The organism is Williamsia sp. SKLECPSW1 (assembly GCF_054332755.1).
Window position 1 is genome coordinate 2,596,476 of the sequence record NZ_JBTGLI010000001.1, and the last position, 25,382, is coordinate 2,621,857.

The following is a 25,382-nucleotide window of genomic DNA, read 5'->3' on the forward strand; positions in this document are numbered from 1 at the left end:
GTTCTCCGGTTGGTGTTACCGTTCTCACCAAGCGGAGGAATCGCCTCCGCATAGAGACTCCAGAGAATCGTAGGAATCCCATGACAACGAGTTCTGTGGCCGACGCCCGCGCCGGCGCCTCGGAGAGCGGACAGGAACGGCAGCATCGACTGCGGTGGCTGGTGTTGGGCGTGCTCGCCCTGGCGCAGCTGATGGTGGTGCTCGACGCGACCATCGTGAACATCGCGTTGCCGCACGCCCAGCAGTCGCTGGGCTTCGGCGACGCCGACCGCCAATGGGTGGTCACCGCGTACGCCCTCGCCTTCGGCAGCCTGCTGCTGCTCGGCGGGAGACTGTCCGACCTGTGGGGGCGTCGCGTGACGTTCACCATCGGTCTCGTCGGATTCGCCGGCATGTCGGCGCTCGGCGGTGCGGCGGTCAACTTCGACATGCTCGTGATGGCCCGCGCCGGTCAAGGTGTCTTCGGTGCCCTGCTCGCGCCTGCGGCGCTGTCGCTGCTGACGACGACGTTCACCGACCCAGAGGAGCGCGGTCGCGCGTTCGGCATCTTCGGCGCCATCGCCGGTGGTGGCGGCGCCCTGGGTCTGCTGCTCGGCGGCATGCTCACCGAGTGGGTCAACTGGCGCTGGTGCCTCTACGTCAACCTCGTGATCGCCGCGATCGCGCTCGTCGGCGCCCTGTCGCTCATCGGTCGGCAGCGCAGTGAGAACCGCCCGCGTCTCGACATCCCGGGTGTGGTCACCGTGTCGGCTGCACTGTTCTCGATCGTCTACGGCTTCTCGAACGCCGAGACCAACGGCTGGGGCGACTGGGCGACCGTCGCATGGCTCGTCGCCGGCGGCGTGCTGCTCGCGGTGTTCCTCCGCCTGCAGGCGCGGACCGCGCATGCGCTCCTGCCGCTGCGGATCATCCTCGACCGCACCCGTGGCGGGTCGTACCTGGTGGTGTTCATCGCAGGTATCGGGATGTTCGGGATCTTCCTCTTCCTGACCTACTACCTGCAGCAGAACCTCGGGTTCACGCCGATCAAGACCGGCCTGGCCTTCCTGCCGATGATCGGTGCCCTGGTGTTGACGGCGACGACGTCGACCTCGGTGATCCTGCCGCGCTTCGGTCCGCGGTGGCTGATGGCCGGCGGCATGCTGACCGCCGCGGTCGGCATCGGTCTGCTGACGCAGCTGTCGACGACGAGCACCTACGTCGCGGACATCCTGCCCGGTCTCATCGTCACCGGTCTGGGCATCGGCGCTGCGATGGCGCCGGCCATGCAGGGCGCCATCTCGGGTGTCTCCGCCGACGACGCGGGTGTCGCGTCGGCGACGGTGAACACCATGCAGCAGGTGGGTGGTTCGGTGGGTACGGCCCTGCTGAGCACCATCGCGTCCAGCGCGCTGGCCGGGTACCTCACCGATCACACGGCGAGCGGTCGGACCACCGCGATGGAACTGGCCCAGTCGGCCGCGGTGCACAGCTACACCACGTCGTTCTGGTGGGCCGCGATCATCTTCGCGATCGGTGGCGTCCTGGCCGCCGTCGTGGTGCGGCCCGGCAAGCTGCCGGCCACCCCGGAGAACTCGGTCGCCATCCACGCCTGAGGGCTGCCGACGTCGCCCCCGTGACCCCCCGGTCGCGGGGGCGACGTGGCACTCGGATCGCGTGGCCTGCTGATTTGGGGATCGCGAGCGGCGTGGCATAAGCTCTCATAGCTCCCAACGGAGACCCGGCCCCCTTCGTTTAGCGGCCTAGGACGCCGCCCTTTCAAGGCGGTAGCGCGGGTTCGAATCCCGTAGGGGGTACTCTGACCCGGCGTCCGAGGCCACAAGCCGAGGGACCGGAGAAGAACACAGCAGTACAGCAAGGCCCTGTGGCGCAGTTGGTTAGCGCGCCGCCCTGTCACGGCGGAGGTCGCGGGTTCGAGTCCCGTCAGGGTCGCTCATGATGTCCGGTGGACACCGGAGATCGGTGCCACCGGCACCATCCGGCCAGGTAGCTCAGTTGGTACGAGCGTCCGCCTGAAAAGCGGAAGGTCGTCGGTTCGATCCCGACTCTGGCCACACTTTGTTTGCGCAGTTCAAGGACCCAGCCCGCCCTTGAAGTTCTGGCCGTGGCCCATGGACAGCCGAAACTCGGCGCAAGTGGGGCGCGGACGGTTGTGCTGTCATACGCGGAAGGTCATCGCACGGTTTTCGACAGAGGACCTGAGTCTGGCTTCAACTTTTAACTTCGCCAAAGACTGAAAAGAGTCCTTGTTTGTGGCTGCGGTGTGGCCAACCTGGTCTGAGCCGTTGCTCAACCGAGGACAATGCTCTCGCCGCATCTGTGGGCGCAATGTCGCGGACATGCCGTTGTGTCGCATCCGCGCCGCATACTGAGGCTATGCGCCCGGAACTCCACCACCTCTTGACGATGCGTAGTCCAATTGTGGTGATCACTGGTGACACTGGTACCGGCAAGACAGCGCTTCTCAACGCGTATCAGGATGCACAATCTCGCAACGCGGCCATTGCCCCGCGACCAGTCACCTGCACCTGGGACGGCGGTGCACTTCAGGTGGCTGTACTGAGTGCCCTTGCGTCCGCACTAAGCACATCAGCGGTCGACGCCACGATGTGGCGGCAGATCCAGACACGACTCGAAACCGCCAGCCGGGAGATGGCTATTTCGGTCGGGAAGAGTCTAGCCAAAGCCGTCGCCCAGGAACTGTCGGCTCAGGTTAAGGCTCGACTGGGCGAGCACGCGGGCGAAGGAGTCGTCGCATTTGTAAAGGGTTTTCGGCAGGACTCCACGGCCGATCTGCGACGCGACCTAAAGACTCGCAGCGACCAGAGTATGGTCAAATTTCTGGCCCGAGCGTGCGACGAAGTCGCAAGCGCGCTCGACTGTGAGCTGACCGTAGCGGTCGACGAATGTCAACGGCTCTCGGACAACGATCAACGAGCGCTCGCAACCCTCGCACTTGACCCGCCGGCCCGAGCGCGATTTATTCTCGCGTGGTCCTCCGCAGCAAAGCATCATCCCTTGGACGGCCTTTCTCGGCTTCGTGAAGCTGGCTGCAGCGAAGTCGTGGTCGGCGGACTCGACAGAGACGGTGTCAACACCATGATCGCCCGCGCCCATGTCGACACCATCAATTCAGACCGGGTTCTGTTCCTCAGCAACGGCTTCCCGCTCATCGTGGAGGGCCTAATCGGGCAACTTCGCAGCGGCGGCACACTCGACGACTACACGCCCCCAACTGCCTTCGTGCTGTCACTCGAACACGCCCTCGCCCGCCTAGCTCCGGAAGAACAGGTTGCCGCGCGCAGGCTGTGTGTCTTCGAACTGCCGCCTCCAGAAGAGGCCATCGTTCGCTACCTTGCCGTCACCGCTACCCAGTGGGGTGTTCTGCGCAGCTCGCTCGAACGCGAGAGCATCCTGACCATCAACCGCGATGGGCGGCTCTGGTTTCACGAGGCCCGTAGAGCGCATTTATGGAACACCATGCTGGGTGACTCTGAACGTGCCGAGATCGGAGAGCCCGCCTACCAGGCACTCCTTTCGCAATACCGCACCGCAAATACGAATTCCACAGGGCTGATGGTTCCTATTGCGCGAACGGCGCGCTACGCGCTAGCTAGCCGAACCGACAGTCCAGTACTCGTCGCAATTCTCGAGCTGGAGGAATCTCAACTTGCCGTTCTGGCAGCCATCATCGAACTGGAGATTCCGCAGGGGGCGAGCGAGACACCGATGACGTGGACCCCTCCCGACACCGCGCTTATTTACGCCCACAATGTCTTTGGCGCCGACCGTGGTGAGGCGATCGACTCACTGCCGATTCTCCTCGAACGCGAGTTGATCAAGATGGTCGAAAACGTCGGGTCAGAGAACCAAGACTGCAACGTAGCTGTCACCCTTGACGCCGACCCGGACGACGGCTGTCGGATCGTTCTATACGGCCGCATTCAGGAAACCTTGGGCAAAACCGTGATTCCGCAAATCACCGGCCGAGTTGTTCGAGAACAGTATGAGGCGCTGCGACTGGAATCGTCACTCGTAATAACCGAGCCAGGTCGTACCGACATGGTCAGACTCGTGGAGCTGGCAAACAGTCACCCCTTCAATCGCGTCAACCTTTTGACCGGACACGTGTGTCCGATGATGGGCTTGCAGATCGACTATGGCGGTCATCCGATCAGCCTGGCCGCCATTTTCAACAGTGATGCGGATCGACAGCTCGCAAAAGCTGAGGCTATGAGTGTCGATACCGTAGCCTACGGGCGGCGGGTGTCCACTACGCGCGTGTTTGAAGACCAAGCAACGACGATTCCTTCGTGGCGGCTCCTCCGAGCCGTGTACTTCGCAACGGGCCGTCAAGTCGAAGCCACGCGTGACGGCAAGAGGTGGATGCGCAATCCGGGACCTCCGCTCTCCATACGGGAGTACGCGCAGCGTAAATCCAGCTTGGTCGACGCTCTCCGTCAAAGAGTGAGCGACTTAGAACAGGCGATTTACGCCCTAGACGAACACCGTGGTTATGCCGTAGCTCGCGGCGGCGACGATACCTACTGGTTTGTTGAACTACGTGGTACAAATCGCGTAATCGAATTGACCACAGAGCAGCTTTCGGTGCTGGAAGGTGATAAACCATTTCGGTTTGCCCAACTTGAGCATAATCTCGCTCTGCGCCCCGGCGAGCGCACCCATGGCATCACTGTGCGCGTGCAACCTGAGGGTTTGGTGGACGATCCGGTGGTCAACTTGCTAGAGGATTTTGCGATCAAGGCGCGAATGTACAACCGAAACCAACCTCGCTACCGCATCCCGCTCAGACCCGGCCCGCTGACCCGAGCCGTGCGCGCTGCCCATCTCCGCGACACGGCGCTCGCCAGGACGCTCTCTGAACTCTTGACCATCGGCGGCACCCGAGGACACAGACCACAGCACGCACTTCGCGTCGCGGTCCACCCTGGTAACCGCGACCTCCCCCCCGTCGTCGCCTTCACTCAACCAGTTGGAGAGCCTTCCGACGTACAGCTCAAATTCGCGCGCCACTCAAGTATCCCTCTTAGCGCCAACCACCTCTTCACGCAGTTATTCGGCGAACCCACCAGCGAGATCTACGCAGACGCAGCGCAACCCGCCATCGCCGGACTGCTGGGGCACGAACACGACGAGATAGCGCTCACCAGCTGAGGACCGAGGTTTCTCGGGCGACGGTTCAGTCGGCCTGGCCTTCCCCACTCAGTCGCCCCAGTCGATAGTGCAGCTTGGGCTCCCGATCTCGGTCCGACGCCATGGTGGCGGTGCGCTCGATGTGGTCCTCGCCGAATTGCGCCAGGAGGAGATCGTCGACCAGGCGTACGTGCGTGGGCGCGAACTTGTAGTCCATCGCGGCGATCACGGCACCGACGTCGGCGGCGGCGAGGAACTGGTCCAGGTCCTCGCGCATGACGATGCCGTTCGCGGCGAGCAGCGAGACCAGCCATTCGTAGGCGTTCGCGCGGGCCGGGTTGATCTCGGGCAACGCCTTCGTCAGCACCTCCTGCAGGGTGCCGATCTCGATCTCCTCGGTGGCGCGGGCGTGCGCCAGATCCTCCTTGTGGAGCGTGTCGACCTCGGCGAACTGGGCGTCCGCCAGTTCGATCAGACCGGCCGCGAGAGTGAAGGCCCGGTCGATCGGCGCCGACGACGTGGTGCGCGACCCCTTGTAGCGGATGCCGTGTTCGATCTCCGCCCAGGCGTGCTGCAGCACCGTGCGGATCTGCACCTCGAAGTCCACGTCGTCGTCGGCGCGCAGGATCAGATGCGTACCCGCGTAGCCGAACATGCCGGCGCTCTGCGTCACCGAGGTCTTGTCGACCCGCTGGCGCACCTCGAACGCGGAGGTCAACGCCTGCTCGACGCGATCGATGTCGGAGGTGAGGTAGGTGATGACACGAACGCCCACGAGGTCGGTCACCTCGCGCAGCGGGTCGGTGAACTCCGGTTTCCCGGAGTCGTCGAGACGGGCGAACTTACCTGCGGCCGAGTCGGGTTCCTTCGTCCGTGACTGCACCGCATGGACCGCGATGAAACTCTCCGTGAGCCGAGCCGTCACCGCGCGTTCCATCCTCGCGGTGATGTCCTGGAATCGGCCGTACTCACGCAGGTAGCCGTCGATCGCCGAGGTCATCGTCGCTCCTTGTGGTCGGGGGTCGGGCGGTTCAGCTCACCGGTCGGCCGGGCTCATCCGAGCCTAAAGGCACGAGGCGACAGTCCCCAGACCGACGGGAAGTCGGGGATCCATCGGTCGGCGTGATCGTGGGAGTTGCTCGCACAGTCGTCAGGTCTGATCAGATGTACGACATGGAGCCTGCGACCGATCAGTCGGACGACCGGACCGTCGGCAGGTCGAGGACATCCCGGCGCGCGGCGGCCTTCCTGCTCGCCGGGCTGTCCGTCGTCGCCTCCGGGGTGGTGATCGTCGGCGTGCAGTCGTCATCCCCGACTCCGCGCTCGGTCACTGCGGGCGGGGAGTCGTCGACCCGCACCGTCGTCGATGAGCCTGTCGATCCGAGTGCCCCCATACCGGGCTGCGCGACGGTGACGAAACCCCAGACGGGAGGCGAGGGGAGCATTCAGTTCTCCGTCGGGGATTCGGAGTATGACAACCCGCGGTTCCCGTGGTTCGGCGCGCGCAAGGCCATGGCGATGTCGACGGCCGCGATCGCGGCCCTCCCGCCGAGAGCGGAACTGCAGTTCGCGCGGCCGACGGAATCGCTGATCTTCCAGCCGATCACCGATTTCGGCGACCCCGTTCCGTCGGGATCGACGAATGCGTACGGAGACATCGTCACGGGCGTCGCCCGGGGACGGCTGCAGATCGTGGTCGGAAAGGGGTCGGGGTCGGTCCCGCCATGCGTCGCCGGGGCCCTGGACGAACGCCGAACGCTCCCGGACAGCACCGTCGTGGACGTCCTCGACACGTGGCAGGAGGTCGACGGCGTCCGCACCATCACCCGGTCGGCGACCGCATACGCCTCCGACGGGTCGCACGTCGGGGCGATCGCCGACGACCGCATCGGAGAGGACCAGAAGGGCAACAGCGGCTTGATCCCGCTGAGCATCGACGACCTCGTGCGCATCGCCGCCACCCCCGGACTGCGCGTGTCGGCGCCGGTTCCGCCCGGGACCCCGGAACCGCCGCCCGACTGCGGCTTCCGTGTCGGCGACGCCGAGGGCGTCCCTGTCTCCGGGGACCAGGCACGTCGGCTCGACGCCGTCCTCGCCACGGCCGACTTCCCCGGTGCCCACCCGGAGCCCCTGCGGCTGAGCGACGACTGGGGCGGAGTGCTGTGCACTGTGGTCCCGGGTCCGGATCCCGGCGCCCAACTCGACATCGCGATCGTCGGAGGTCAGCCCCTTCCGGTCGAGGGGCGACCCGATCCGTCTTTCGGTCCGCCGGCGACGTTCCGTCGTCTCGCCGACGGTTCGGTTGTGCAGACCGACGACTCCTTCGCGTCGTCACCCGGTGAGGACACCGAGGCGTCCTACCCACGACGGTCCCGGACGGTGACCGTGACGCGGCCGACGGGTACGCGGATCACCGTCCGCTCGCTCGCCGCACCCACGGTCATGTCCGGCGCCGCACCGACGATTCTGGCCAGTCCGGTGGACCTGACCAGGCTGGAAGCGATCGCTCTGACACCAGGATTGACCCTGTGACGCTGCCCGACTACCCCTGCTGCTGCAGCAGGTCGATCAGCGCAGTCGCCGCCTCGGCGGACGAAGTGGGGTTCTGGCCGGTGATGAGGATGTCGTCGCGCACGACATAGGAGCCCCAGTCCGGTCCCTTGCTGTAGTCCCCGCCGAGTGTGATGAGCTCGTCCTCGACGAGGAACGGCACGATGTCGGTGAGTCCGACACCCTCCTCCTCGCCGTTGGTGAACCCGGTGACCTTCCGCCCCTTCACCAGCGGTTCGCCGTCGGGTCCTGTGACGTGCCGCAACACCCCGGGTGCATGACAGACGAGCCCCACCGGCGTGCCGCCCGCGATCGCCGACTCGATGAGACCGATCGAGTCGCGGTCCTCCGCGAGGTCCCACAGTGGGCCGTGTCCTCCCGGGTAGAAGACGGCGTCGACATCACCGAGCTCGACCGACTTCAGCGGGATGGTCTGCGCGAGTTGGGCCGTCGCCTCCTCGTCCGCCTCGAATCGATGTGTGTCGTCGGTCTGGAAATCCGGCTCGTTGCTCTTCGGGTCCAGCGGAGGCCGTCCGCCCGCGGGCGATGCGAGGACGATCTCGGCGCCGGCGTCCTTGAAGCGGAAATAGGGGGCGGCGAGTTCCTCGAGCCAGAAGCCGGTCTTCTTCCCCGTGTCGCCGAGCGTGTCGTGGGATGTCAGAACCATGAGGATTTTCACGGGAGTCTCCTGTCGTCGGTGTACCGGGGGTCCGCTCCGCCACTCACCTCCAGTGTCGTCGCCTGTGCGGTGCCCGCGCCAGGACTTGGCAGGATGGGTACATGACAACCCTGGTTCTCCTGGAACTGCACCTCGATCCCGCGCAGCGCGACACCGCTCCGGCCGTCATCGACGAGACCCTGGTGGCGACGCGCAAGTGGCCGGGCAACCAGGGCATCGAGGTTCGTGTCGACGACGACGATCCTGACCACATCATGGTGGTCGAGCACTGGGCGACCACCGAGGACCACGCCGCATATGCCGAGTGGCGCACCACCCCGGAGGGTGCGAGTCGCCTGCGCGAGATCGTCGCCCGACCGCCGGTCAAGACGATCTGGACGGCAACCGTGCCGCTGCGCGACTGACGAGACTGTTCACCGGCGGACCCTGCGCCACACCTGCGCCGACTGACCCCACACGGCCGGATCATGGGTCTGTTGGAAGTTCCGGCCGCCACGGGCGAAGGTCCGGAGAACGGCGGGTGGCACCCGGTGTTCGGGAACGGGATCCGGTGCCCACGTGCACGATCGGACGTGGGTGAGCCCGGTGGCGATCGCATCGTCGCCCAGGTCCTCGCGGATCGGTCCGAACACCCGCCCGAGGAAGAACTCGTCGTCGACGCTGCGGGTCCAGACGAACGAGCCGTCCGGCACCTGCGCGAACCGGTCGATCCGTCGTGCCCCACGGTCGTCGACGGCGGACATCCCACACAGCCCATGCGTGAGGGCGCGCTCGACCCCGCCGATCATGGGGGCGCGGTAGACGTTGCCCGTCGGGCCGGGGTCGTTGTCGCTCACCGGGTCCCGATGACGATCAGCAGCGTGTAGACGACGACGATCGGGACCAACACCGCCCACGCGGTGAGGAAGATCGTCCGCAGGTTCGCCGAGCGACACAGTCCCATCACGCCCACCATCGTCGGATTGGGCAGCGGGCCATAGGTGTCCGCCTTCGACGAGAACAACAGCACCACCACCCAGACGGCCGCACCGATCCCTGCGGCGTCGGCGAGGTCCCCGAACACCCTGTCCACCAACACCACCTGGGCACCCGTGGCTCCGGGTATCCCCACCCATCCGATCACCGCGATGGTCATCGCGAGCAGGAACGGGGTGAGGTGTCCGATGTCGTCGCCGTACGACCCGAGGACCACACGGAAGGGATTGATGCGCGCGATCTCGGTGAAGAGGACGGCCAGCAGGAGGAACAGGAAGAACAGCCACGCCAGCGACGACGCGCCCCGACCGATGCCGCGGACGAACTCCGCCGGGCGCATCCCGCCGGCCACGGCGGTCACCACGGCGAGCAGGGGAAGCGCCACCAGCGGCAGCACCACGCCCACCGTGAACACCGTCGCGACGGCCAACACGACGACGAGGGTGATCGTGAACGCCACGGCGGCGCGGCGAGCGCGCCGCTGCGCGGTGGCGTCGACCTCGTGGGGCACCGCGCCGAGTTCCTCGGCGGGATAGGTGTCGTCGCTGTCGCGGGTGCGTCGTTGGATCCACGGGACGATCAGCAGCCCGACCGCGAACGAGACCACCGGCAGCCAGATGCCCCCGCGCAGCAGATAACCCACGTAGCCGACGTCGGCGGCCTGCATCACCGCGATGGTCCCGCCGGCGAAGGGCGCGACACCGAACCCGGCGCAGCCGCCGATGAAGACGGCCGAGGCCGTCGCCGACCGTGTGAGGCCTGCACGAGCGGCGACCGGGAGGAGCACCGGCACGGCGACGGCGAGTGCCCCGGCGAGGGTGCCGAGGGCGGTGACCAGGACGCAACAGGTGACCATGATCGCGGCGGCGACCGAGGTGGTGTTCGTCGTGTCGGACCCTCGCAGCGTGGTGGAGACGATCGTCGTCGCCGCCCCTGTCGCGCGGAGGATCTCGGCGAGCGCCCCGCCGAACAGGATGGCCACGCCGATGACGGTGACCTGATCGGTCGCTGCCTCGCGTGCCATCTCCCCGGCCATCGCCGGGCCCGGCAGCAGGATCAGCAGGCCCGACGCGACGGCGACCAGCGTCGCCCGGACGATCGGCATCCCCAGGGCCGCGAGCACCCCGTACAGGCCGATCGGGAGAAAGCCCCACAGCGTCGACGGATCGACCGTCAGACCCACCACGAGGGAGACGACGAGGCTGACCACCGCGAGCACGTCGACGAGGCGTCCGCGCGAGCGCGTCCTGCCCGGCTGCACCCGGCGTCCCGACGTGATCGTAGTCATCGAAGCAAGAGCGTAGGGCACGGATGCCGGAAAAGTCGGGTTCGGCGGAGATCAGCGCGGTCGGAGCGACTTGTCGCGGTACATGTGTTCGTCGGCGAGGCGGAGCAGGCTCGCGGGATCGTCACCGGACCAGCTCGACCCCGCGGACACCGATATCCGCACCTGCTCGACCGCCGATCCCAGCGCGTAGGGCTCGCTGAGCACACGCTTGACGCGGACCCGTTGTCGCTCGAGATCGGTTGCGGTGCGGGCGGAGTGCACCAGCACGACGAACTCGTCGCCGCCGATGCGTGCGGCGGAGTCGGTCACCCCGATCACCGCGCGGATCCGATCGGCCACTGCCACCAGCAACTCGTCGCCGACCGTGTGCCCGTGGGTGTCGTTGACGACCTTGAAGCCGTCCAGGTCCAGGTAGAGCAGCCCCACACCTGTCTCCGCCGACCGGGCGATCTCCCCGAGCTGCGAGATCAGCAGGTGGCGGTTCCCCAACCCGGTCAACGCATCGGTCGTCGCCTGGCGCGCGAGCGCTTCCTCGGCGGCCTTCCGACGGGTGATGTCCTGGATCTGCGCGATGATCAGGTCGTCGGTGTCGCCGTGAGCCGCACGGACGATCACCGCGTTGCGCTGCACCCACACGACGCTGCCGTCCTTGCGGATGTAGCGCTTCTCCGCCTCGATCTCCTCGCATGTCCCGTCGCGCAGCGCCGCGAGGTGGGCGTCGGCGTCGGCGAGGTCGTCGGGGTGGGTCAGGTCGCGCAACGACGTCGCGGTCAGCTCCTCGGCCGAGTAGCCCAGCAGTGCGCACAGCGCGGGGTTCACGCGCAGGCAGCGGCCGGTGGTGGTGAGCACCGCTTTGCCGATCGGCGCGTGGTCCATCATCGTCGTCATCAGCGCGAGGGACTCGTCGCGGTGCAGGTCGAGGCCCGGTGTGGCCGGCACGTCGGTGAGCTGGCTGAAGAACCCGACGACCCTCCCGTCGACGAGGTCGGGCACGAGCACCACGCGGACGTGCCTGCCGAACCCGGCTGCGTCGATCAGCGTGCGCGTGTAGTCCTGCCGCTCCCCGATCAGCACCGCTTCGAGATGGGGGCGGTCGAGGGCGAACATCTCGGAACCGACCAGTTCGGCGACGTCCCGGCCGGTGGCGTCGTCCACGCCCACCAACCTGCGCAGAGCGGCGTTCGCCGCGAGATTGCGCAGTGAGCGGTCCCAGTAACCGATGGCGGCGGGCACCCCGTCGAACGCGTGGAGCGCCGCGTGCTGAGCATCCCGCGGGAGCGAGGTCACGTCCCTGCACCCCCCCTGCTGGATGGCGATCGACCCTGCAGGGCATCGTTCCACGCGCACCTGTGAACGTCACGCAATACGGACCTCGGTCCGGGCGTTTGAGCCGGCACCGCGCCGGGAATCCGGTAGACATGCGAGCAGTCACATGGCAGGGCAAGAGGAACGTCAGCGTCGACGAGGTCCCCGATCCGACGATCGAGAAGCCGAGCGACGCGATCATTCGCGTCACATCCACCAACATCTGCGGGTCCGACCTGCACCTCTACGAGGTGCTCGGTCCGTTCATGACGCCCGGCGACATCCTCGGTCACGAGCCGATGGGCGTCGTCGAGGAGGTCGGCAGCGAGACCGGTGACCTCAAGGTCGGCGACCGTGTCGTCATCCCGTTCCAGATCTCGTGCGGCTCCTGCCACATGTGTTCCGACAGCCTCTACACCCAGTGCGAGACCACCCAGGTCCGCGACCAGGGGATGGGTGCGGCGTTGTTCGGATACTCGTCGCTCTACGGCGCCGTCCCCGGTGGGCAGGCCGAGTACCTCCGCGTCCCGCAGGCGCAGTTCACCCACATCACGGTTCCCGACGGTCCGGCCGACTCCCGGTTCGTCTACCTCTCCGACGTGCTCCCGACGGCATGGCAGGGCGTCGCCTACGCCGGTGTCCCCGACGGCGGTTCGCTCACCGTGCTCGGCCTCGGACCGATCGGTGACATGGCGGCCCGGATCGCCGCGCATCTCGGGTATCACGTGATCGGCGTGGATCGCGTGCCCGAGCGCCTCGAGCGGGTGCGTGCGCGTGGGATCGACGTCGTGAACCTCGACGATGTCGACGACATCGGCGACGAGATCCGTTCGCGCACCGGCGGTCGCGGCACGGACTCCGTTCTCGACTGCGTCGGCATGGAGGCGCACGGCTCACCCGCCACCAAGGCGATCCAGCAGATCGCCGGGCTGCTGCCCGACGCGATCTCGGGCCCGATGATGGAGCACGCCGGCGTCGACCGTCTCGGCGCGCTCTACTCCGCCATCGACATCGTCCGCCGCGGCGGCACCATCTCGCTCACCGGTGTGTACGGCGGCATGGCAGACCCGTTGCCGATGCTCACCCTGTTCGACAAGCAGATCCAGCTGCGGATGGGCCAGGCGAACGTGAAGAAGTGGGTGCCGGAGATCATGCCCCTGCTCACCGACGACGACCCCCTGGGCGTCGACACGTTCGCCACACACGAACTGCCGCTTCAGGATGCGCCGCATGCCTACGACATCTTCCAGAAGAAGCAGGACGGTGCGATCAAGGTGGTGCTCAAGCCCTGATCAGGTCGCGTCGCGCGGCGGCGTGGTCGACGAGGGTGTGATGGGCGGCGACGTGATCGACAGGGCTGTGCGCAGGGCCACGAGTTCCTCGCGCAACTCGTCGATCTCGGCGCTGGTCGCCGCCCGCCCCGCGCGGTCCTCCTCGGCGACGCGCTGCACGATCCACGACGCCAGGGTTCCCGTGACGATGCCGATCAGGCTGATGCCTCCCACCATCAGCAGCCCGGCCACGACCCGACCGGTCGTCGTCACCGGGGCGTAGTCGCCGTACCCGACGGTCGTCACGGTGGTGACGGACCACCAGAGCGCCTCGGGGAAGGTGCGGATCACCGCGTCCGGTGCCGTCCGTTCGGCGTCGAGAACGGCCAACGACGCGACGTACACGAGGAGCACGCTGGCCACCGCGGTGTAGAGCGCGACGCGACCCCGGACCGCCGTGCCGAACGCCTTCTGCAGGGCGGCCACCAACACGACGAGCCGCAGCAGTCGCAGCGGCCGCAGGAGTGGTAGAGCGACGACCAGCAGGTCGAGCAGGTGGCGGACGAACCACCGGGGGCGATGCGGGGCCAGTCCGAGGCGCACCAGATAGTCCACCGTGAAGACCACCCACGACCCGATGGTCACCGCCGTCACGGCGGCGCGTGTGACACCGTCGGGGCGTCCGAGGACGTCGAACGAGTAGGCGGCGAGGAAGGCCAGGGCCACCGCGGCGAGGGGCCACTCGGCATGTCGGTCCCACCGTGACAATCGTCTGTGCGCACCGTCGTGGGGATGGGTCTCCGCTGCTGGCTCGGACATCGGGCCAGGATGCCAGAGCATCGCGACCGCGTGACCACGTCCGTCGGCCCGCGGTCATCGTGACGCCGGTCGGTCACCAGTCGAGCCGGGGTTCCTCCGTCGAGGGGACGATGTGGACTGCCTCGGCGTCGCGGCACAGCACGGGGAACAGCTCTGCGGCGAGCGTCACCGCGTCGACGCCGAGTGCGTCGGCATGCCGTCGGGCCCGGGCATCGGCGCGCGCAGAACGGATCTCGACGATCACCTCGCCGTGGTGGACGACGTCGATCCGGCCCGCGGACTCGGCGTCGAGATCGGCGACGAGGGCCGACCACGCGCGTTCGTCGGCCGAGAGGGCCGTGCGTGCGACGACGGTGATCCGGGACCGTGCGTCCGCGGTGGGCGGGCCGACGACGATGCGTGGGTCGGCGTCGCCCCACGTGGCGCGGAGATGCGCCGCGTCGTCGCCGACCAGGTGCACGACGGCGTCGAGGTCGCGCAGGATCGCCGCCACCGTGACGAGGAGGGTCGCCGACGAGTGGCCGCGGGTGTCGACGGTGGCCCGGACCTCCGGAAGGGCGAAGCGGATGCCGTGTCTGCGTGCCGCCGGGTCGGTGATGCGGGCCGCCACCGCGAGCGCCTCCGCGTTCTTGCCGACACGATCGGACGTCGACCGTTCGGCCCAGTCGGGTCCGTCGTGCCACGCGACCGCGTCGCGGACGTGCGCGAGTACGGCCCCACGCTCCCAGGCGCGTGACGCGAACTCCCAGTCCTCGCCGCCGTATCCCATGAACGTCTCGTCGAAACCGCCGACAGCCCAGAAGAACTCGCGCGCGCAGGTGAGCACCGCGCTGATGACATGTCGGTACGAGCGGTGGTCTGCACGCAGCAGATCGCCGGAGTCGCGGTAGGCGTCGAGCAACCACGTCGGCTCGATCAACTCCGGAGGCGCGGTGCCGCCGCGGAACCACGCGCGGACGTCGTCGGCATCCCACCCCGACAGGTCCGCGTGGCGCCGCCGTCCCACAGCGACGACGTCGGCTGCCGCCGCGGACAGTCGCACCGCCCGCTCGACGTAGGTGGGTTCCGGCACCGTGTCCGCGTCGAGGAAGCACAGCACCTCGCCGTCCGCGGCGCGGGCCCCCAGGTCGCGAGCGGCCGCCGCCCGGAATCCGCGATCGTCCTGACGCACGACGACGGCACCGTCGAACGCGCTCACATCCGGCGGCGTGACCGACCCGTCGTCGGCGACGATCACCTGGAGTCGCTCGGCGGGGTGTGTCTGCGACGCCAGCGCCGCGAGCACCAGCTCCAGCTGCCGCTGCTGCTGGTAGAAGGGGATCACCACCGAGACCGTCGGGGGCGGGGGATCGGCGCGCGCGAGGTCCCACCGGTTGCCCGGCAGCACCGATCGGCCGTCGGGCAGGACCCACCGACCGTCCGTCGGCCGACCCGTCACGCCGACCACCGGGTAAACGCCTCATGGTGCATCGCGACCACATCGGCCCAGGTGGGGCGCACTTCGACGTCCGCGTCGAGCCAGGTCTGACCAGGGTCGTCGAGTGCGTCCCTCAGTGCGGTCACCAGCTCCGCATCGGGGTAGGTGCGGACGACGCCGGGGGAGCGGGCGGCCACCTCGTCGATGTACCTGTTGCGGGGCGCCAGCGGCCGACGCCCGGCGGCGATCCACGTCGGGATCGATCCCGACGCCGACAGGTGTCGGTGATGGGCGACGGGGACCGTCACCGCGCGCAGCGCATCGTCGAGTCCGTCGTCCTCGACGAACCCCGTCACCCGGAAGCGGCAGCCCAGATCCGCGGCGCGAGCGGTCAACTCGTCGACGAGGTCGTCGTGGCCGGGTGACACCGCGCCGATCGCCACCACGCCGACCCGCGGGTCGATCGCCGCGATCGCCTCGAGGACCTCGCGATGCCCCTTGCCGGGGTAGAGGAACCCGAACACGCCGACCTCGCGATCGGACGCCGTCGTGGTCGTCGACTCGCGGCGGTCGGGAGCGTTCAGCGCCAGGGGGATCACCACCGGATCGGGGCCGGGCCAGCCCGACTCGTGCAGCAGCGACCGCTCGTGGTGACTGCTGACGACGACGCCGCGGCATGCGGCACCCATCACCCGATAGGCGTCCGCACGCCGTCCGTACGCGTCGCCGTCGGATGGTTGGGGGATGTCGTGCAGGGTCACGCTGACAGGCAGACCGAGTCGATCGACGACGGCGACGAACCGCTGCGCGGCCGTCATCGCGTCGGGCCCGAAGAGGCGGTCCGTGACGTGGATGTGCACGGCCCGCGCGCCGTCGAGGTCACCGGAACGCACCTCGTCGGGGTCGTCGGCGCGCACGACGGGGGCACCGAGCGCCTCGGCGATGTCGCCGGCCCAGCGGACCACGCCGTGTCGAGTCGGGCCGACGACGAGGTGCACCGGGGTCGTCATGACCGGCCCAGACCGAGGAGGTCCATCAGCTCCCCGTGCCGGGCCTCGGCGGCGTCGACGAACCCGGGGAACCTTGCGTAGCAATCCATCTGGGTGCGGTGGATCTCGTCGGCGGACACGTCGCGGCCCTGTACCAGCCACCCGTCCCGGGTCTCACCGGACACACCGAGGGCGTCGAGGACTCGACCCTCCACCGGCGCGCGGATGCCGCCGAGCAGGGTGCGTCCGGGATCTCGCACGGTGCCCGACCATCCCATCTCGTCGGCGATGCGTCGGCCGAGTCGCAGGAGGACGGCGTTCTGCGGGTGGTTGACGGTGTGCGTCGCGCCGGCCCCGACGGACTCGAGGATGTCGGAGACCGCGACATCGGTGTCGCGCTGCTCGCGTCGTCGGAGTTCGTCGGCACTGCGATGCGCGACCTCACGGAACACCTCAGGGGCGACGTCGACGTCCCAGGGCTCGTCGGGTGAGCGGCCGTCCCGGGCGGCGGCCAGCGTCCGGAGGTCGTGATACGGCACCCCGTCGGGATCCATGGAGGGGTCGTCGGGGTGGCGGACGATCACCTGGAACGGGTGCAGCGCCCCCCACCGCACCACCGGCCAGCGCAGGATCGGCACGTCGTCGCCCAGTCGGGCGCGGAGGTCGTCGAGGCCGATCGGCAGGTCGCGATATCCGGCACGGACCGGTTGCGACAGCACGGCACGCGTGCGACGCAGGAGTCTGTCGAGGTGGGGGAGGTCGTCGGCGGTCAGTTCATGGACCGGAGGCAGACGAACGGTCCCCCAGGGGGTAGTGTCCACTGTGTTCAGTACGACCCGGAGTGCTTCTGCCTGGCAGTTGCCCCACACCAGCACCACCGGGCGATCGGTCGAGCCAGCGGCCCCCGAATCGTCACCCTCTACGCCGTAGAACCCGCCGTAGTGGCGTGTGCGCCCATCTGTTCCCATCGGTGCCGACGGTACACGTTCCGCGCACCGTGACCGTTCGCTTTCACACTCTGTGACCCGTTGTGGCACAGCATCTCTCGTACGGGTGTAGAAGTCCGGCCCGTCACCTCGTCGTGGCCGGAAGGACATATGCTCACTGTGGGATCGGTCCCGTCCGCGCACGTGTACGTGCGACATCTGCAACCCGTCGGCCCGGTGTCCGACGACGATCGCGTGGTCCGGCCCCCGGATCCGACACCTGCCGGCGCGACCATGCCCGGCCAGTGGTGGCCGCCGGTCATGCTGCGCCCGGACTGGATAGCCGAACACGGCATCGAGATCGACGTCCTGCACGTGCATTTCGGCTTCGAGTCCTACACGCCGGAGTACCTGGCCGAGGCGGTCGCGGCGCTTGCCGCGCAGCATGTCCCGCTCGTGGTGACCGTGCACGACCTGCACAATCCCCACGAGGCCGACGACACCGCGCATCTCGCGCGACTCGACGTGCTCATCCCCGCCGCGGCGGAGGTGATCACCGTGACACCCGGTGCGGCCCGCGCGATCGCCGACCGCTGGGGCGTGACGGCGACGGTGGTCCCGCACCCGCACGTGGTCCCGCTCGACGAGTTCGTGTCGTCCGCGTCGGACGGTGGAAGCGGTCCGTTCGTGCTCGGGCTGCACGCGAAACATCTGCGCGCGAACACCGATCCGGTGCCCGTCGCGCGGGCACTGCTCGACATCGCCCGTGGACGTGACGACGTCCGCCTCCGCATCGACGTCGACGACGTCGTCACCCGACCCCGGTCCACCTGGTATGCGCCCGATGTCGTCGACGAGTTGCGCGGTCTCGCCGACGATCCCCGCGTCGATCTCCGGATGCACCCACGCTTCGACGACGACGAGCTCTGGCGGTACCTGCGCGAGATCGACGCGTCCGTGCTGCCCTATCGGTTCGGCACCCACTCGGGATGGTTGGAGGCCTGCCACGATGTCGGGACACCGGTCCTCGCACCGCGATGCGGCTTCTTCGACCAGCAGCACGAGTGCGGCACATACGTGTTCGACGACGACGGTGTGGACGCCGACACGCTGAGCGAGGCCGTCGACTGGGCCATCGCCGCCCAGCACACGGGACAGCCGGCGGACCCCGAGCTGCGCCGGCGCGAGCGGGACGAGATCGCGGCCGCGCACACGCGCATCTACCGTCGAGCGTTGGTGGGCGCATGAGCCGGTTCGACAGACTGCGGATCGCAGTGCTCGCGTCGTCGAGCTTCCCCATCGAGCAACCGTTCGCCGGTGGACTCGAGGCACACGTCTACAACCTGTCCCGTGCGCTGCGGGAACGGGGCCACGAGGTGAGTCTCTTCGCGGCACCGGGATCGTCGCTCGACCACGACGTGACCGCCCTCCCGGTCCACACCCTCGACCTGAGCCCGGCGTCCCTCGCCGACCCGATGACCGCGCCGACGGCGGTACGCGAGCACCACGCCTATCTCGGTGTCATGCTCGACCTCGCGGGCACTCTCGCCGGCTCCTTCGACGTCATCCACAACCACTCGCTGCACTACCTTCCCCCGGCGATGTCGGCGACGTTGTCGATGCCGATGATCACCACGCTGCACACGCCGCCGGTGCCGTGGCTGGAATCCGCCGTGGCGTTGGCGCCGCGCGGGGTGAACACGTTCGCCGCGGTGAGTGCGTTCAACGCCGTGGAATGGGCGCCCGTCGTCCCGGACGTGACGGTGATCCGCAACGGGATCCCGTTGGCGGACTGGCCCGTCGGCCCCGGCGGTGACACAGCCGTGTGGTCCGGCCGCATCACCCCGGAGAAAGGGACGCACCTCGCCATCGACGCCGCCCGGCTCGCCGGGGTGGAGCTGCGCGTCGCGGGCCCTGTCTACGACCCCCGCTATTTCGCCGAGGAGATCGAGCCGCGCCTGGGCGACGGTGTCGACTACGTCGGTCACCTCGGGCGTCGGGACCTCGCCGAGCTCGTCGGGTCGTCGTCGGTCGCGTTGGTCACCCCGGTCTGGGCCGAGCCGTACGGGCTCGTCGTCGCGGAGGCGTTGGCGTGCGGGACACCCGTCGCCGCGTTCGGTCGTGGCGGTGTCCCCGAGATCGTCGACCCGAGCTGCGGTGTCCTCGCGTCTGCCGATGACGTCGCCGGCCTGGCCGCGGCCATCCCGCGGGCCGCGCGCCTGTCGCGGGCGGCCGCTCGTCGTCGGGCCGAGGAGCACTGCTCTGCCGAGCAGATGGTCGACGCGTACGAGGCGCTCTACCGGCAGGTCGTCGGCCGTGCGGATGCGAGGTCGATCGCGTGATCGGCTGGTACGTCCACCACCACGGCATGGGCCATGCGCACCGGGCCGATTCCGTGGCGCGTGCCCTCGACGAGCCCGTCACGGTGCTCTCGTCCCGCGAACGGCCTGTCGGGCACGCGGCCGCGGTCTGGCTGCGTCTGCCGATGGACGTGGCGCCGGGGTCGGAGTCCGCGGACCCGACGGCCGGGGGAGTGGCGCACTGGGCGCCGCTGCGGACCCCGGGGCTGACCGCGCGGATGGCGGCCATCGCGGCCTGGATCGAGCGGACCGACCCCTCCGTCGTCGTCGTCGACGTGTCGGTGGAGGTGGCGCTGTTCGTGCGCCTGATGGGTGTGCCCGTCGTCGTGATGGCCATGCCCGGCGACCGCGGCGACCGCGCCCACACAGCTGCCTACGACGTCGCCGACGCGATCGTCGCCCCGTGGTCCCGATCGGTGTACGACCCGCCGTGGTTGGCGACCCGTGCGGCGAAGACCAGGTGGGTCGGCAGCATCAGTCGGTTCGAGGGCCGCACCCGCCACGCGCGGCGTCCCCGCCCCACCGTCACGGTCCTCGGCGGCGCCGGCGGGGGAGCCGTGACGCTCGACGACGTCGCACGGTGGCAGTCCGCGGATCCCCGCTTCGACTTCCGGGCCGTCGGCGCGCGCGGCGCGGCGTGGACCGACGACGTGTGGCCGGTGTTGACCGACGCGACCGCGGTGATCACCCATGCCGGGCAGAACGCCGTGGCAGATGTCGCGGTGGCCGGTCGGCCCGCGGTGATCGTCCCGCAGGATCGACCGTTCGCCGAGCAGTCGCGGACCGCGACGGCACTGGCGCGGCACGGCGTCGCCGCCGTCCGGCCCGCGTGGCCGGAACCGGCGGCCGTCGCGGCTGCTCTCGACGAGGCACTCGACATCGGGTCGTCGGGCTGGGCGGACCTGCAGACCGACGGCGCCGCGGGACGCGCCGCCGATGCCGTCGCGGATGTCGCCCGATGACCTCGGCGGTCGCGGTGGTGACGGTGGTGCACGGTCGCCACGACCACCTGCGTGCCCAGCGCCGCGGGCTGGAGTCCGCGACACGGCCTGTCGCCGGCCATGTCGTCGTCGCCATGGACGATCCCGACATCGATGACGTCGTCGCCGACGCGGACCTGCCGACGACGGTGGTGGCCTGCCCGACCGGCCCGGACGGGCGCCTCCCGTTGGCACGCGCGCGCAACCTCGGTGCCCGGACCGCGGCGGATCTCGGTGCGCGACTGCTGGTGTTCCTCGACGTCGATTGCATCCCCGGGCCCGAGCTGACCGCGCGGTACGCCGAGGCCGCGGGTCGTGCACCCGGTGACATCCTGTGCGGCCCGGTGACCTATCTGCCTCCGGGTGTCCCGGGCGACTCGTGGCCGGACGACTGGGCAGATCACACCGATCCCCACCCGGCCCGACCCTCGCCTCCCGCCGGCGAGCTGTGGACCGTCGACGACCCGAACCTGTTCTGGTCGTTGTCCTTCGCCGTGACGCCGTCGGTGTTCGACCGCATCGGTGGTTTCTGCACCGACTACGCCGGATACGGCGGTGAGGACACCGATTTCGCCGCGACCGCCGTCGACCGCGGGTTCGGTCTGCGTTGGGTCGGTGGCGCGCACGCCTACCACCAACACCACCCCGTCTCGCGTCCTCCGCGCGAACACCTCGACGACATCGTGGCCAATTCGGCCGTGTTCCACCGCCGGTGGGGCCGCTGGCCCATGGAGGGGTGGCTCTCGGCGTTCGAGGCGGAAGGGCTCATCCGGCGCTCCGACGACGGCCGCATCACGGCGACGCCGCGCGACCGCATGTGCGTCGCGAATCGTGAGGGTGCACAGTGATCGGGTGACACCCGATCAGATCGCCGCGCGACTCGACGCATTCGAACCGCGTCGGATCGACCGACCCGGCGCCCGTCGCGCCGCAGTCGCGGTGTCGGTGACCAGCGTCGACGAGCGCTGCGGCATCTGGGTGCTCAAGCGCCCCGACGACATGCGCTCGCACCCAGGCCAGTACGCGCTGCCCGGTGGGTCGATCGACCCCGGTGAGGACGACATCGGTGCCGCCCTGCGTGAACTCGAGGAGGAGGTCGGGGTCCACGTCGAGCGCGAGGCGGTGCTCGGGCGGCTCGACGACTTCGCCACCCGATCCGGCTTCGTCATGTCGCCGATCGTGTGTTGGGCCGGCGCCGACCGAGTCGTCTCACCCAGCCCCGACGAGGTCGCGCATCTGTACTTCGCCGGGCTCGACGAGATCGCGGTGACCCCGCGGTTCATCACGATCCCCGAGTCACCGCGGCCGGTGATCCAGCTGCCGATACTCGGCGCCCTGATCCACGCACCGACCGCCGCGGTGATCTACCAGTTCGCCGAGGTGTTGGCCGGGCGCGCGACCCGGGTCGCCGACCTCGAGCAACCGGTCTTCGCCTGGCGCTGAGCCCGTCAGCTGTGTGACGAGGCGCGCCCGTCGACGACTCGATCGAGCCAGTCGCACAACAGAGTCCGCTCGGCATCGCTGAGTTCGTCGAGATACGGGACGACCGACCGGAAGGCGGTCGTCGTCGTCAGGACGGCGTCTGAGGTCGACGGCGCGTCGATCAGGATCTCCCGTGCCAGTGCGTCGTAGGCGTGCTCGACGAGCGGGTCGTCCAGAGTGCGACCGGGTGTCGCCAGCAACACCCGGATGACCCCGATCGAACTCGCCGTGAGCATGTCGGCCGCGCGCGACTCGTCGACGCGCAATCGGCCCGTCGCGGCGACCCGTCGGACCCGCTCGGCCAGGATGCGACGGCCCTGACGTGCTGCCTCGGATCCGCTGACCCGGTCGGGGTCGCTGAACAGGTGATGCAGCGCGGGGTGGGCGAGTCCGAACTCCACCTGACGCCGCCACCCGTGCCGAAGGTCGTCGACAGGGTCGACCTCGCCTGCCGTCGAGGCGACTTCGGTGGCCTTGCGCGCGACGAACTCGGCCATGACGTGCTCGGCGACCGCCTCCAGCAGGCCGTCCTTGTCACCGAACAGCCGATAGATGGTCGGCGGCTGCACCCCGGCGGCCTGGGCCACGGCTCGCGTCGTGACCGCGACCGGCCCGTCTGCGGTGAGCATCGCGGACGCGGCGGCGACGATGCGGTCACGCACGTCGGCTCGGGTGTCGGAGGGGTCGGTCGACGGCACGTATCGATGATAACAACGGGCTGTTATCGTCTGTGTTATCGGCGATAACGTCGGTGCCGGATCACTGATAGGAACACCATGATCGTCATCACCGGGGCCACGGGTGCCCTGAACGGGGCCACCGCCCACCACCTCCTCGGCACGCTGCCGCCGGAGGAACTCGTCGTCGTGACACGGGATCCGGCGAAGGCGTCGCATCTCGCCGCCCGGGGCGTGGAGGTGCGATCGGGGGACTACGCCGACCCGGCCTCTCTGCCCGCCGCGTTCGCGGGCGCCGACCAGCTGCTCCTGGTCTCGTCCAACGACCCTGCCGCCGATGCGGTCTCGCTGCACCGCGCCGCGATCGACGCGGCGGTGCAGGTCGGGGTGGGTCGGATCCTCTACACCAGCCACCAGGGAGCCTCGCCCGACAGCCCGTTCGCACCCGCGCGCGATCACGCCGCCACCGAGGCGATGCTCGCCGAGTCCGGTCTGCCCTGGACGTCGCTCCGCAACGGGTTCTACGCCCACAGCCTCGCGTGGTTGGCGGGCCCGTGGCGCGACACGGGTGCCATCCGCGTCCCCGCCGACGGGCCCGTGTCGTGGACGTCGCGCGACGACGCCGCCGAGGCGGCCGCGGCGATCATCCTGGCCGACGGTGCGCACGACGGCCCGGTCACGATCACCGCGCCGGATGCACCGACCTTCGCCGACGTCGCCCGGATCGCCTCGGAGATCGTTGGTCGGACGGTGCGCGTGGAGGTGATCGGCTCCGAGCAGTGGATCGCCGAACAGGTCGCCGGCGGCATGCCGGAGGTGCAGGCCGGCTTCACGGTCGGGATGTACGAGGCGGCCGCGCTCGGACTCTTCGCCGGCGTGGACCCACTGCTCACGACGCTGATCGGACGCCCTCCGGCGACTGTGCGCGCCGTGCTGCAGCAGTGATCTCCGTCACTCGTGAGACCCCGCGGAATGAATCGGACTGCGGTCCGCTTACTCTTCTCGACGGGCCGGACAGGCCGACCCACCGCGCTCCGAGGAGTTACCCATGACCACCGCCACCGCAGCCGGACTCAGCGCCGGCACCTGGACCATCGACCCCGTCCACTCCGCCATCTCGTTCTCGGTCCGCCACCTGATGGTGAGCAAGGTCCGCGGCACGTTCGACACCTTCACCGGCGAGATCACCATCGCCGAGGACGGCACGCCGTCGGTGCGTGCCGAGATCGACGTCCGCTCGATCAACACCAAGAACGAGCAGCGCGACGGGCACATCCGTTCGGCCGACTTCTTCGACGCCGACAACCACCCGACCGCGACCTTCGTCTCGACGTCGGTGACAGGCGAGAACGGCGACTACGTCCTCACCGGTGACTTCACCCTGCGTGGCGTCACCCGGTCGGTGTCGATGCCGCTGGAGTTCAACGGCGTCAACCCCGGCATGGGCCACGGCGAGGTCGCCGGCTTCGAAGCGTCGATCGAGCTCAACCGCAAGGACTTCGGCATCTCCGTCGACATGCCGCTGGAGACCGGCGGGACCGTCGTCGGCGACAAGGTGACCATCACGCTCGAGATCGAGGCGACCAAAGCCGCCTGAGCGCGCGGAAATTCAGATGACAGGGTGATCGGGCGCGCCCTACCGTCCTCGGTGTCACATACACACCGACATCGAGGAGGCAGCCATGGTCACCACGACCCGCACCCCGGCGCCGGCCGTCTCCGGCCGAACGCACCCAGCATCGGTTCTCGCGCAGTTCATCTCACGACCGGCCTCGCGCAGGCCGGTCGTGGGGCGGGCCGATCGGGACCGTCATCAGCGCGTGCGTCGTGAGCGCAGGGAGCACGAACAGCGCTCCGCGCGAGCGGAACTCGCGATGCTCTACCTCGGCGTCCGACGCTGAGGCGTCAGCGCGCGCGGATGCCGTTCAAGAACAGGTCGACGAGGCCCTCGAGATAGGCCTCGTCGACCTGTTCGTGTGTCAGGAGTCGGCGCGCATAGATCGGTCCGTACATCGCCTCCAGGGCGAGGCGGTGATCGATCCCGGCGGAGATCTCGCCCCGGGCGACGCCCCGTTCGAGGATGGTGGCGACCTCGGCCATCCGCTCGTCGGTGATCCGACGACGCGCGTCCTCGAGTCGGTCGATCTCGATCGGCATGGTCGCCAGCCGGAGCAGGGCCCAGTTCTGCGGCGACGACATCGACTCGTCCAGTGAGGCGAGCAGGGCGACGAGGTCGTCCCGGACCGAGCCCGTGTCGGGGACATCGATCGCCAACGGGTCGAGATGGTTGAGAACCGCGTCGGTGATGAGCTGCTCCCGGGTCCGCCAGCGACGGTAGATGGATGTCACATGCACCCCGGCGGCCTCGGCCACCGACGCGACGGTCACCCCGTCGACACCCACGTTGAGCAGCTCGTTCAGGGCGGCGGTGAGGACGTTGTCGCGGACTGCCTTGCCCCGACGGTGGCCCGATGTGGCAGACGACACGGAATGAGCTTAACGCAAGTGCG

General features: G+C 68.9%; 24 protein-coding genes and 3 tRNA genes. 16 read left to right on the forward strand and 11 right to left on the reverse strand.

The features are described from left to right. The first annotated feature begins 80 nt into the window (after positions 1 to 80). The 5 genes from ACXVUM_RS12175 (at position 81) to ACXVUM_RS12195 (ending at position 5,175) form a co-directional block, all read left to right on the forward strand. Positions 81 to 1,595, forward strand: coding sequence for an MFS transporter (locus tag ACXVUM_RS12175; RefSeq protein WP_458522043.1), 1,515 nt, complete (start codon positions 81 to 83; stop codon positions 1,593 to 1,595). Between the two features lie 128 nt (positions 1,596 to 1,723). After that, positions 1,724 to 1,796, forward strand: a tRNA-Glu gene (locus ACXVUM_RS12180). Positions 1,797 to 1,858: 62 nt separating this feature from the next. Continuing rightward, a tRNA-Asp gene (locus ACXVUM_RS12185) sits at positions 1,859 to 1,932 on the forward strand. 48 nt (positions 1,933 to 1,980) lie between these two features. Next, a tRNA-Phe gene (locus tag ACXVUM_RS12190) sits at positions 1,981 to 2,054 on the forward strand. Between the two features lie 322 nt (positions 2,055 to 2,376). Further along, entirely contained in the window at positions 2,377 to 5,175 is a 2,799-nt protein-coding gene (locus tag ACXVUM_RS12195; RefSeq protein WP_458522044.1) for a hypothetical protein, read from the forward strand. A 25-nt stretch (positions 5,176 to 5,200) separates the two neighbouring features. Here ACXVUM_RS12195 and ACXVUM_RS12200 read toward each other — a convergent pair whose 3' ends face one another. Continuing rightward, the gene (locus tag ACXVUM_RS12200; RefSeq protein WP_458522045.1) at positions 5,201 to 6,154 is read right to left on the reverse strand and encodes a GTP pyrophosphokinase; all 954 of its coding nucleotides are present in this window, start codon (positions 6,152 to 6,154) and stop codon (positions 5,201 to 5,203) included. 173 nt (positions 6,155 to 6,327) lie between these two features. On the opposite strand from ACXVUM_RS12200, the gene ACXVUM_RS12205 reads away from it, so the two are divergent. Continuing rightward, positions 6,328 to 7,686, forward strand: coding sequence for a hypothetical protein (locus ACXVUM_RS12205; RefSeq protein WP_458522046.1), 1,359 nt, complete (start codon positions 6,328 to 6,330; stop codon positions 7,684 to 7,686). A gap of 10 nt (positions 7,687 to 7,696) precedes the next feature. On the opposite strand, the gene ACXVUM_RS12210 is transcribed toward ACXVUM_RS12205, so the two are convergent. Continuing rightward, positions 7,697 to 8,371, reverse strand: coding sequence for a type 1 glutamine amidotransferase domain-containing protein (locus tag ACXVUM_RS12210; RefSeq protein WP_458522047.1), 675 nt, complete (start codon positions 8,369 to 8,371; stop codon positions 7,697 to 7,699). A gap of 113 nt (positions 8,372 to 8,484) precedes the next feature. Between ACXVUM_RS12210 and ACXVUM_RS12215 the strand changes: the two genes are divergently transcribed. Further along, positions 8,485 to 8,787: a putative quinol monooxygenase gene (locus tag ACXVUM_RS12215; protein WP_458522048.1), complete on the forward strand. Its 303-nt coding sequence runs from the start codon at positions 8,485 to 8,487 to the stop codon at positions 8,785 to 8,787. Positions 8,788 to 8,796: 9 nt separating this feature from the next. On the opposite strand, the gene ACXVUM_RS12220 is transcribed toward ACXVUM_RS12215, so the two are convergent. Genes ACXVUM_RS12220 through ACXVUM_RS12230 form a run of 3 tightly spaced genes read right to left on the reverse strand, consistent with a single transcriptional unit; the run spans position 8,797 to position 11,933 of the window. Beyond that, entirely contained in the window at positions 8,797 to 9,171 is a 375-nt protein-coding gene (locus ACXVUM_RS12220; protein ID WP_458522862.1) for a GAF domain-containing protein, read from the reverse strand. A 44-nt stretch (positions 9,172 to 9,215) separates the two neighbouring features. Continuing rightward, the gene (locus ACXVUM_RS12225; protein WP_458522049.1) at positions 9,216 to 10,646 is read right to left on the reverse strand and encodes a Na+/H+ antiporter NhaC family protein; all 1,431 of its coding nucleotides are present in this window, start codon (positions 10,644 to 10,646) and stop codon (positions 9,216 to 9,218) included. A 51-nt stretch (positions 10,647 to 10,697) separates the two neighbouring features. Beyond that, entirely contained in the window at positions 10,698 to 11,933 is a 1,236-nt protein-coding gene (locus ACXVUM_RS12230) for a diguanylate cyclase domain-containing protein (RefSeq protein WP_458522050.1), read from the reverse strand. Positions 11,934 to 12,064: 131 nt separating this feature from the next. Between ACXVUM_RS12230 and ACXVUM_RS12235 the strand changes: the two genes are divergently transcribed. Next, on the forward strand, positions 12,065 to 13,243 hold the full coding sequence (locus ACXVUM_RS12235; protein ID WP_458522051.1) for an alcohol dehydrogenase catalytic domain-containing protein: 1,179 nt from the start codon (positions 12,065 to 12,067) through the stop codon (positions 13,241 to 13,243). Here the strand turns inward: ACXVUM_RS12235 and ACXVUM_RS12240 are convergent, their stop codons facing one another. From ACXVUM_RS12240 to ACXVUM_RS12255, 4 genes are all read right to left on the reverse strand, one after another. Continuing rightward, on the reverse strand, positions 13,244 to 14,041 hold the full coding sequence (locus tag ACXVUM_RS12240) for a potassium channel family protein (RefSeq protein ID WP_458522052.1): 798 nt from the start codon (positions 14,039 to 14,041) through the stop codon (positions 13,244 to 13,246). Between the two features lie 73 nt (positions 14,042 to 14,114). Next, positions 14,115 to 15,479, reverse strand: coding sequence for a glycosyltransferase (locus ACXVUM_RS12245; protein ID WP_458522053.1), 1,365 nt, complete (start codon positions 15,477 to 15,479; stop codon positions 14,115 to 14,117). Then, positions 15,476 to 16,468 carry a hypothetical protein gene (locus ACXVUM_RS12250; RefSeq protein WP_458522054.1) on the reverse strand — a complete coding sequence of 331 codons (993 nt, stop codon included), beginning with the start codon at positions 16,466 to 16,468 and terminating at the stop codon, positions 15,476 to 15,478. The genes ACXVUM_RS12245 and ACXVUM_RS12250 overlap by 4 nt, the downstream gene beginning before the upstream one ends. Further along, positions 16,465 to 17,415, reverse strand: a complete 951-nt coding sequence (locus ACXVUM_RS12255; protein ID WP_458522055.1) for a WcbI family polysaccharide biosynthesis putative acetyltransferase — start codon at positions 17,413 to 17,415, stop codon at positions 16,465 to 16,467. The genes ACXVUM_RS12250 and ACXVUM_RS12255 overlap by 4 nt, the downstream gene beginning before the upstream one ends. Before the next feature lie 129 nt (positions 17,416 to 17,544). Between ACXVUM_RS12255 and ACXVUM_RS12260 the strand changes: the two genes are divergently transcribed. Genes ACXVUM_RS12260 through ACXVUM_RS12280 form a run of 5 tightly spaced genes read left to right on the forward strand, consistent with a single transcriptional unit; the run spans position 17,545 to position 22,156 of the window. Further along, on the forward strand, positions 17,545 to 18,621 hold the full coding sequence (locus ACXVUM_RS12260; RefSeq protein ID WP_458522056.1) for a glycosyltransferase: 1,077 nt from the start codon (positions 17,545 to 17,547) through the stop codon (positions 18,619 to 18,621). Beyond that, positions 18,618 to 19,715, forward strand: a complete 1,098-nt coding sequence (locus tag ACXVUM_RS12265) for a glycosyltransferase (RefSeq protein ID WP_458522057.1) — start codon at positions 18,618 to 18,620, stop codon at positions 19,713 to 19,715. Before ACXVUM_RS12260 ends, ACXVUM_RS12265 begins: the two co-directional genes overlap by 4 nt. Next, a complete protein-coding gene (locus ACXVUM_RS12270) occupies positions 19,712 to 20,695 on the forward strand; it encodes a glycosyltransferase (protein WP_458522058.1) in 984 nt (327 codons plus the stop codon). The genes ACXVUM_RS12265 and ACXVUM_RS12270 overlap by 4 nt, the downstream gene beginning before the upstream one ends. Then, positions 20,692 to 21,561, forward strand: a complete 870-nt coding sequence (locus tag ACXVUM_RS12275) for a glycosyltransferase family 2 protein (protein WP_458522059.1) — start codon at positions 20,692 to 20,694, stop codon at positions 21,559 to 21,561. Before ACXVUM_RS12270 ends, ACXVUM_RS12275 begins: the two co-directional genes overlap by 4 nt. Positions 21,562 to 21,565: 4 nt before the next feature. Then, a complete protein-coding gene (locus ACXVUM_RS12280; RefSeq protein ID WP_458522060.1) occupies positions 21,566 to 22,156 on the forward strand; it encodes an NUDIX hydrolase in 591 nt (196 codons plus the stop codon). A gap of 5 nt (positions 22,157 to 22,161) precedes the next feature. On the opposite strand, the gene ACXVUM_RS12285 is transcribed toward ACXVUM_RS12280, so the two are convergent. Then, entirely contained in the window at positions 22,162 to 22,893 is a 732-nt protein-coding gene (locus tag ACXVUM_RS12285) for a TetR/AcrR family transcriptional regulator (RefSeq protein ID WP_458522061.1), read from the reverse strand. A gap of 78 nt (positions 22,894 to 22,971) precedes the next feature. Here ACXVUM_RS12285 and ACXVUM_RS12290 point away from each other — a divergent pair, with 78 nt between their 5' ends. From ACXVUM_RS12290 to ACXVUM_RS12300, 3 genes are all read left to right on the forward strand, one after another. Further along, positions 22,972 to 23,817, forward strand: a complete 846-nt coding sequence (locus ACXVUM_RS12290) for an SDR family oxidoreductase (RefSeq protein ID WP_458522062.1) — start codon at positions 22,972 to 22,974, stop codon at positions 23,815 to 23,817. A gap of 103 nt (positions 23,818 to 23,920) precedes the next feature. After that, a complete protein-coding gene (locus tag ACXVUM_RS12295) occupies positions 23,921 to 24,469 on the forward strand; it encodes a YceI family protein (RefSeq protein WP_458522063.1) in 549 nt (182 codons plus the stop codon). A gap of 85 nt (positions 24,470 to 24,554) precedes the next feature. Then, complete coding sequence (locus tag ACXVUM_RS12300) at positions 24,555 to 24,773, forward strand: hypothetical protein (RefSeq protein WP_458522064.1); 219 nt, start codon at positions 24,555 to 24,557, stop codon at positions 24,771 to 24,773. A 4-nt stretch (positions 24,774 to 24,777) separates the two neighbouring features. On the opposite strand, the gene ACXVUM_RS12305 is transcribed toward ACXVUM_RS12300, so the two are convergent. Then, positions 24,778 to 25,359: a TetR/AcrR family transcriptional regulator C-terminal ligand-binding domain-containing protein gene (locus ACXVUM_RS12305; RefSeq protein WP_458522065.1), complete on the reverse strand. Its 582-nt coding sequence runs from the start codon at positions 25,357 to 25,359 to the stop codon at positions 24,778 to 24,780. Between the last annotated feature and the right edge of the window lie 23 nt (positions 25,360 to 25,382).

What these genes read in the sequence shown, in the direction of transcription:
- ACXVUM_RS12200 (WP_458522045.1), bottom strand. Translation starts at nt 6,154, where the DNA reads ATGACCTCGGCGATCGACGGCTACCTGCGTGAGTACGGCCGATTCCAG.
- ACXVUM_RS12225 (WP_458522049.1), bottom strand. Translation starts at nt 10,646, where the DNA reads ATGACTACGATCACGTCGGGACGCCGGGTGCAGCCGGGCAGGACGCGC.
- ACXVUM_RS12235 (WP_458522051.1), top strand. Translation starts at nt 12,065, where the DNA reads ATGCGAGCAGTCACATGGCAGGGCAAGAGGAACGTCAGCGTCGACGAG.
- ACXVUM_RS12210 (WP_458522047.1), bottom strand. Translation starts at nt 8,371, where the DNA reads ATGGTTCTGACATCCCACGACACGCTCGGCGACACGGGGAAGAAGACC.
- ACXVUM_RS12265 (WP_458522057.1), top strand. Translation starts at nt 18,618, where the DNA reads ATGAGCCGGTTCGACAGACTGCGGATCGCAGTGCTCGCGTCGTCGAGC.
- ACXVUM_RS12295 (WP_458522063.1), top strand. Translation starts at nt 23,921, where the DNA reads ATGACCACCGCCACCGCAGCCGGACTCAGCGCCGGCACCTGGACCATC.
- ACXVUM_RS12195 (WP_458522044.1), top strand. Translation starts at nt 2,377, where the DNA reads ATGCGCCCGGAACTCCACCACCTCTTGACGATGCGTAGTCCAATTGTG.
- ACXVUM_RS12175 (WP_458522043.1), top strand. Translation starts at nt 81, where the DNA reads ATGACAACGAGTTCTGTGGCCGACGCCCGCGCCGGCGCCTCGGAGAGC.
- ACXVUM_RS12260 (WP_458522056.1), top strand. Translation starts at nt 17,545, where the DNA reads ATGCTCACTGTGGGATCGGTCCCGTCCGCGCACGTGTACGTGCGACAT.
- ACXVUM_RS12215 (WP_458522048.1), top strand. Translation starts at nt 8,485, where the DNA reads ATGACAACCCTGGTTCTCCTGGAACTGCACCTCGATCCCGCGCAGCGC.
- ACXVUM_RS12220 (WP_458522862.1), bottom strand. Translation starts at nt 9,171, where the DNA reads ATGATCGGCGGGGTCGAGCGCGCCCTCACGCATGGGCTGTGTGGGATG.
- ACXVUM_RS12205 (WP_458522046.1), top strand. Translation starts at nt 6,328, where the DNA reads ATGGAGCCTGCGACCGATCAGTCGGACGACCGGACCGTCGGCAGGTCG.
- ACXVUM_RS12240 (WP_458522052.1), bottom strand. Translation starts at nt 14,041, where the DNA reads ATGTCCGAGCCAGCAGCGGAGACCCATCCCCACGACGGTGCGCACAGA.
- ACXVUM_RS12290 (WP_458522062.1), top strand. Translation starts at nt 22,972, where the DNA reads ATGATCGTCATCACCGGGGCCACGGGTGCCCTGAACGGGGCCACCGCC.
- ACXVUM_RS12300 (WP_458522064.1), top strand. Translation starts at nt 24,555, where the DNA reads ATGGTCACCACGACCCGCACCCCGGCGCCGGCCGTCTCCGGCCGAACG.
- ACXVUM_RS12275 (WP_458522059.1), top strand. Translation starts at nt 20,692, where the DNA reads ATGACCTCGGCGGTCGCGGTGGTGACGGTGGTGCACGGTCGCCACGAC.
- ACXVUM_RS12250 (WP_458522054.1), bottom strand. Translation starts at nt 16,468, where the DNA reads ATGACGACCCCGGTGCACCTCGTCGTCGGCCCGACTCGACACGGCGTG.
- ACXVUM_RS12255 (WP_458522055.1), bottom strand. Translation starts at nt 17,415, where the DNA reads ATGGGAACAGATGGGCGCACACGCCACTACGGCGGGTTCTACGGCGTA.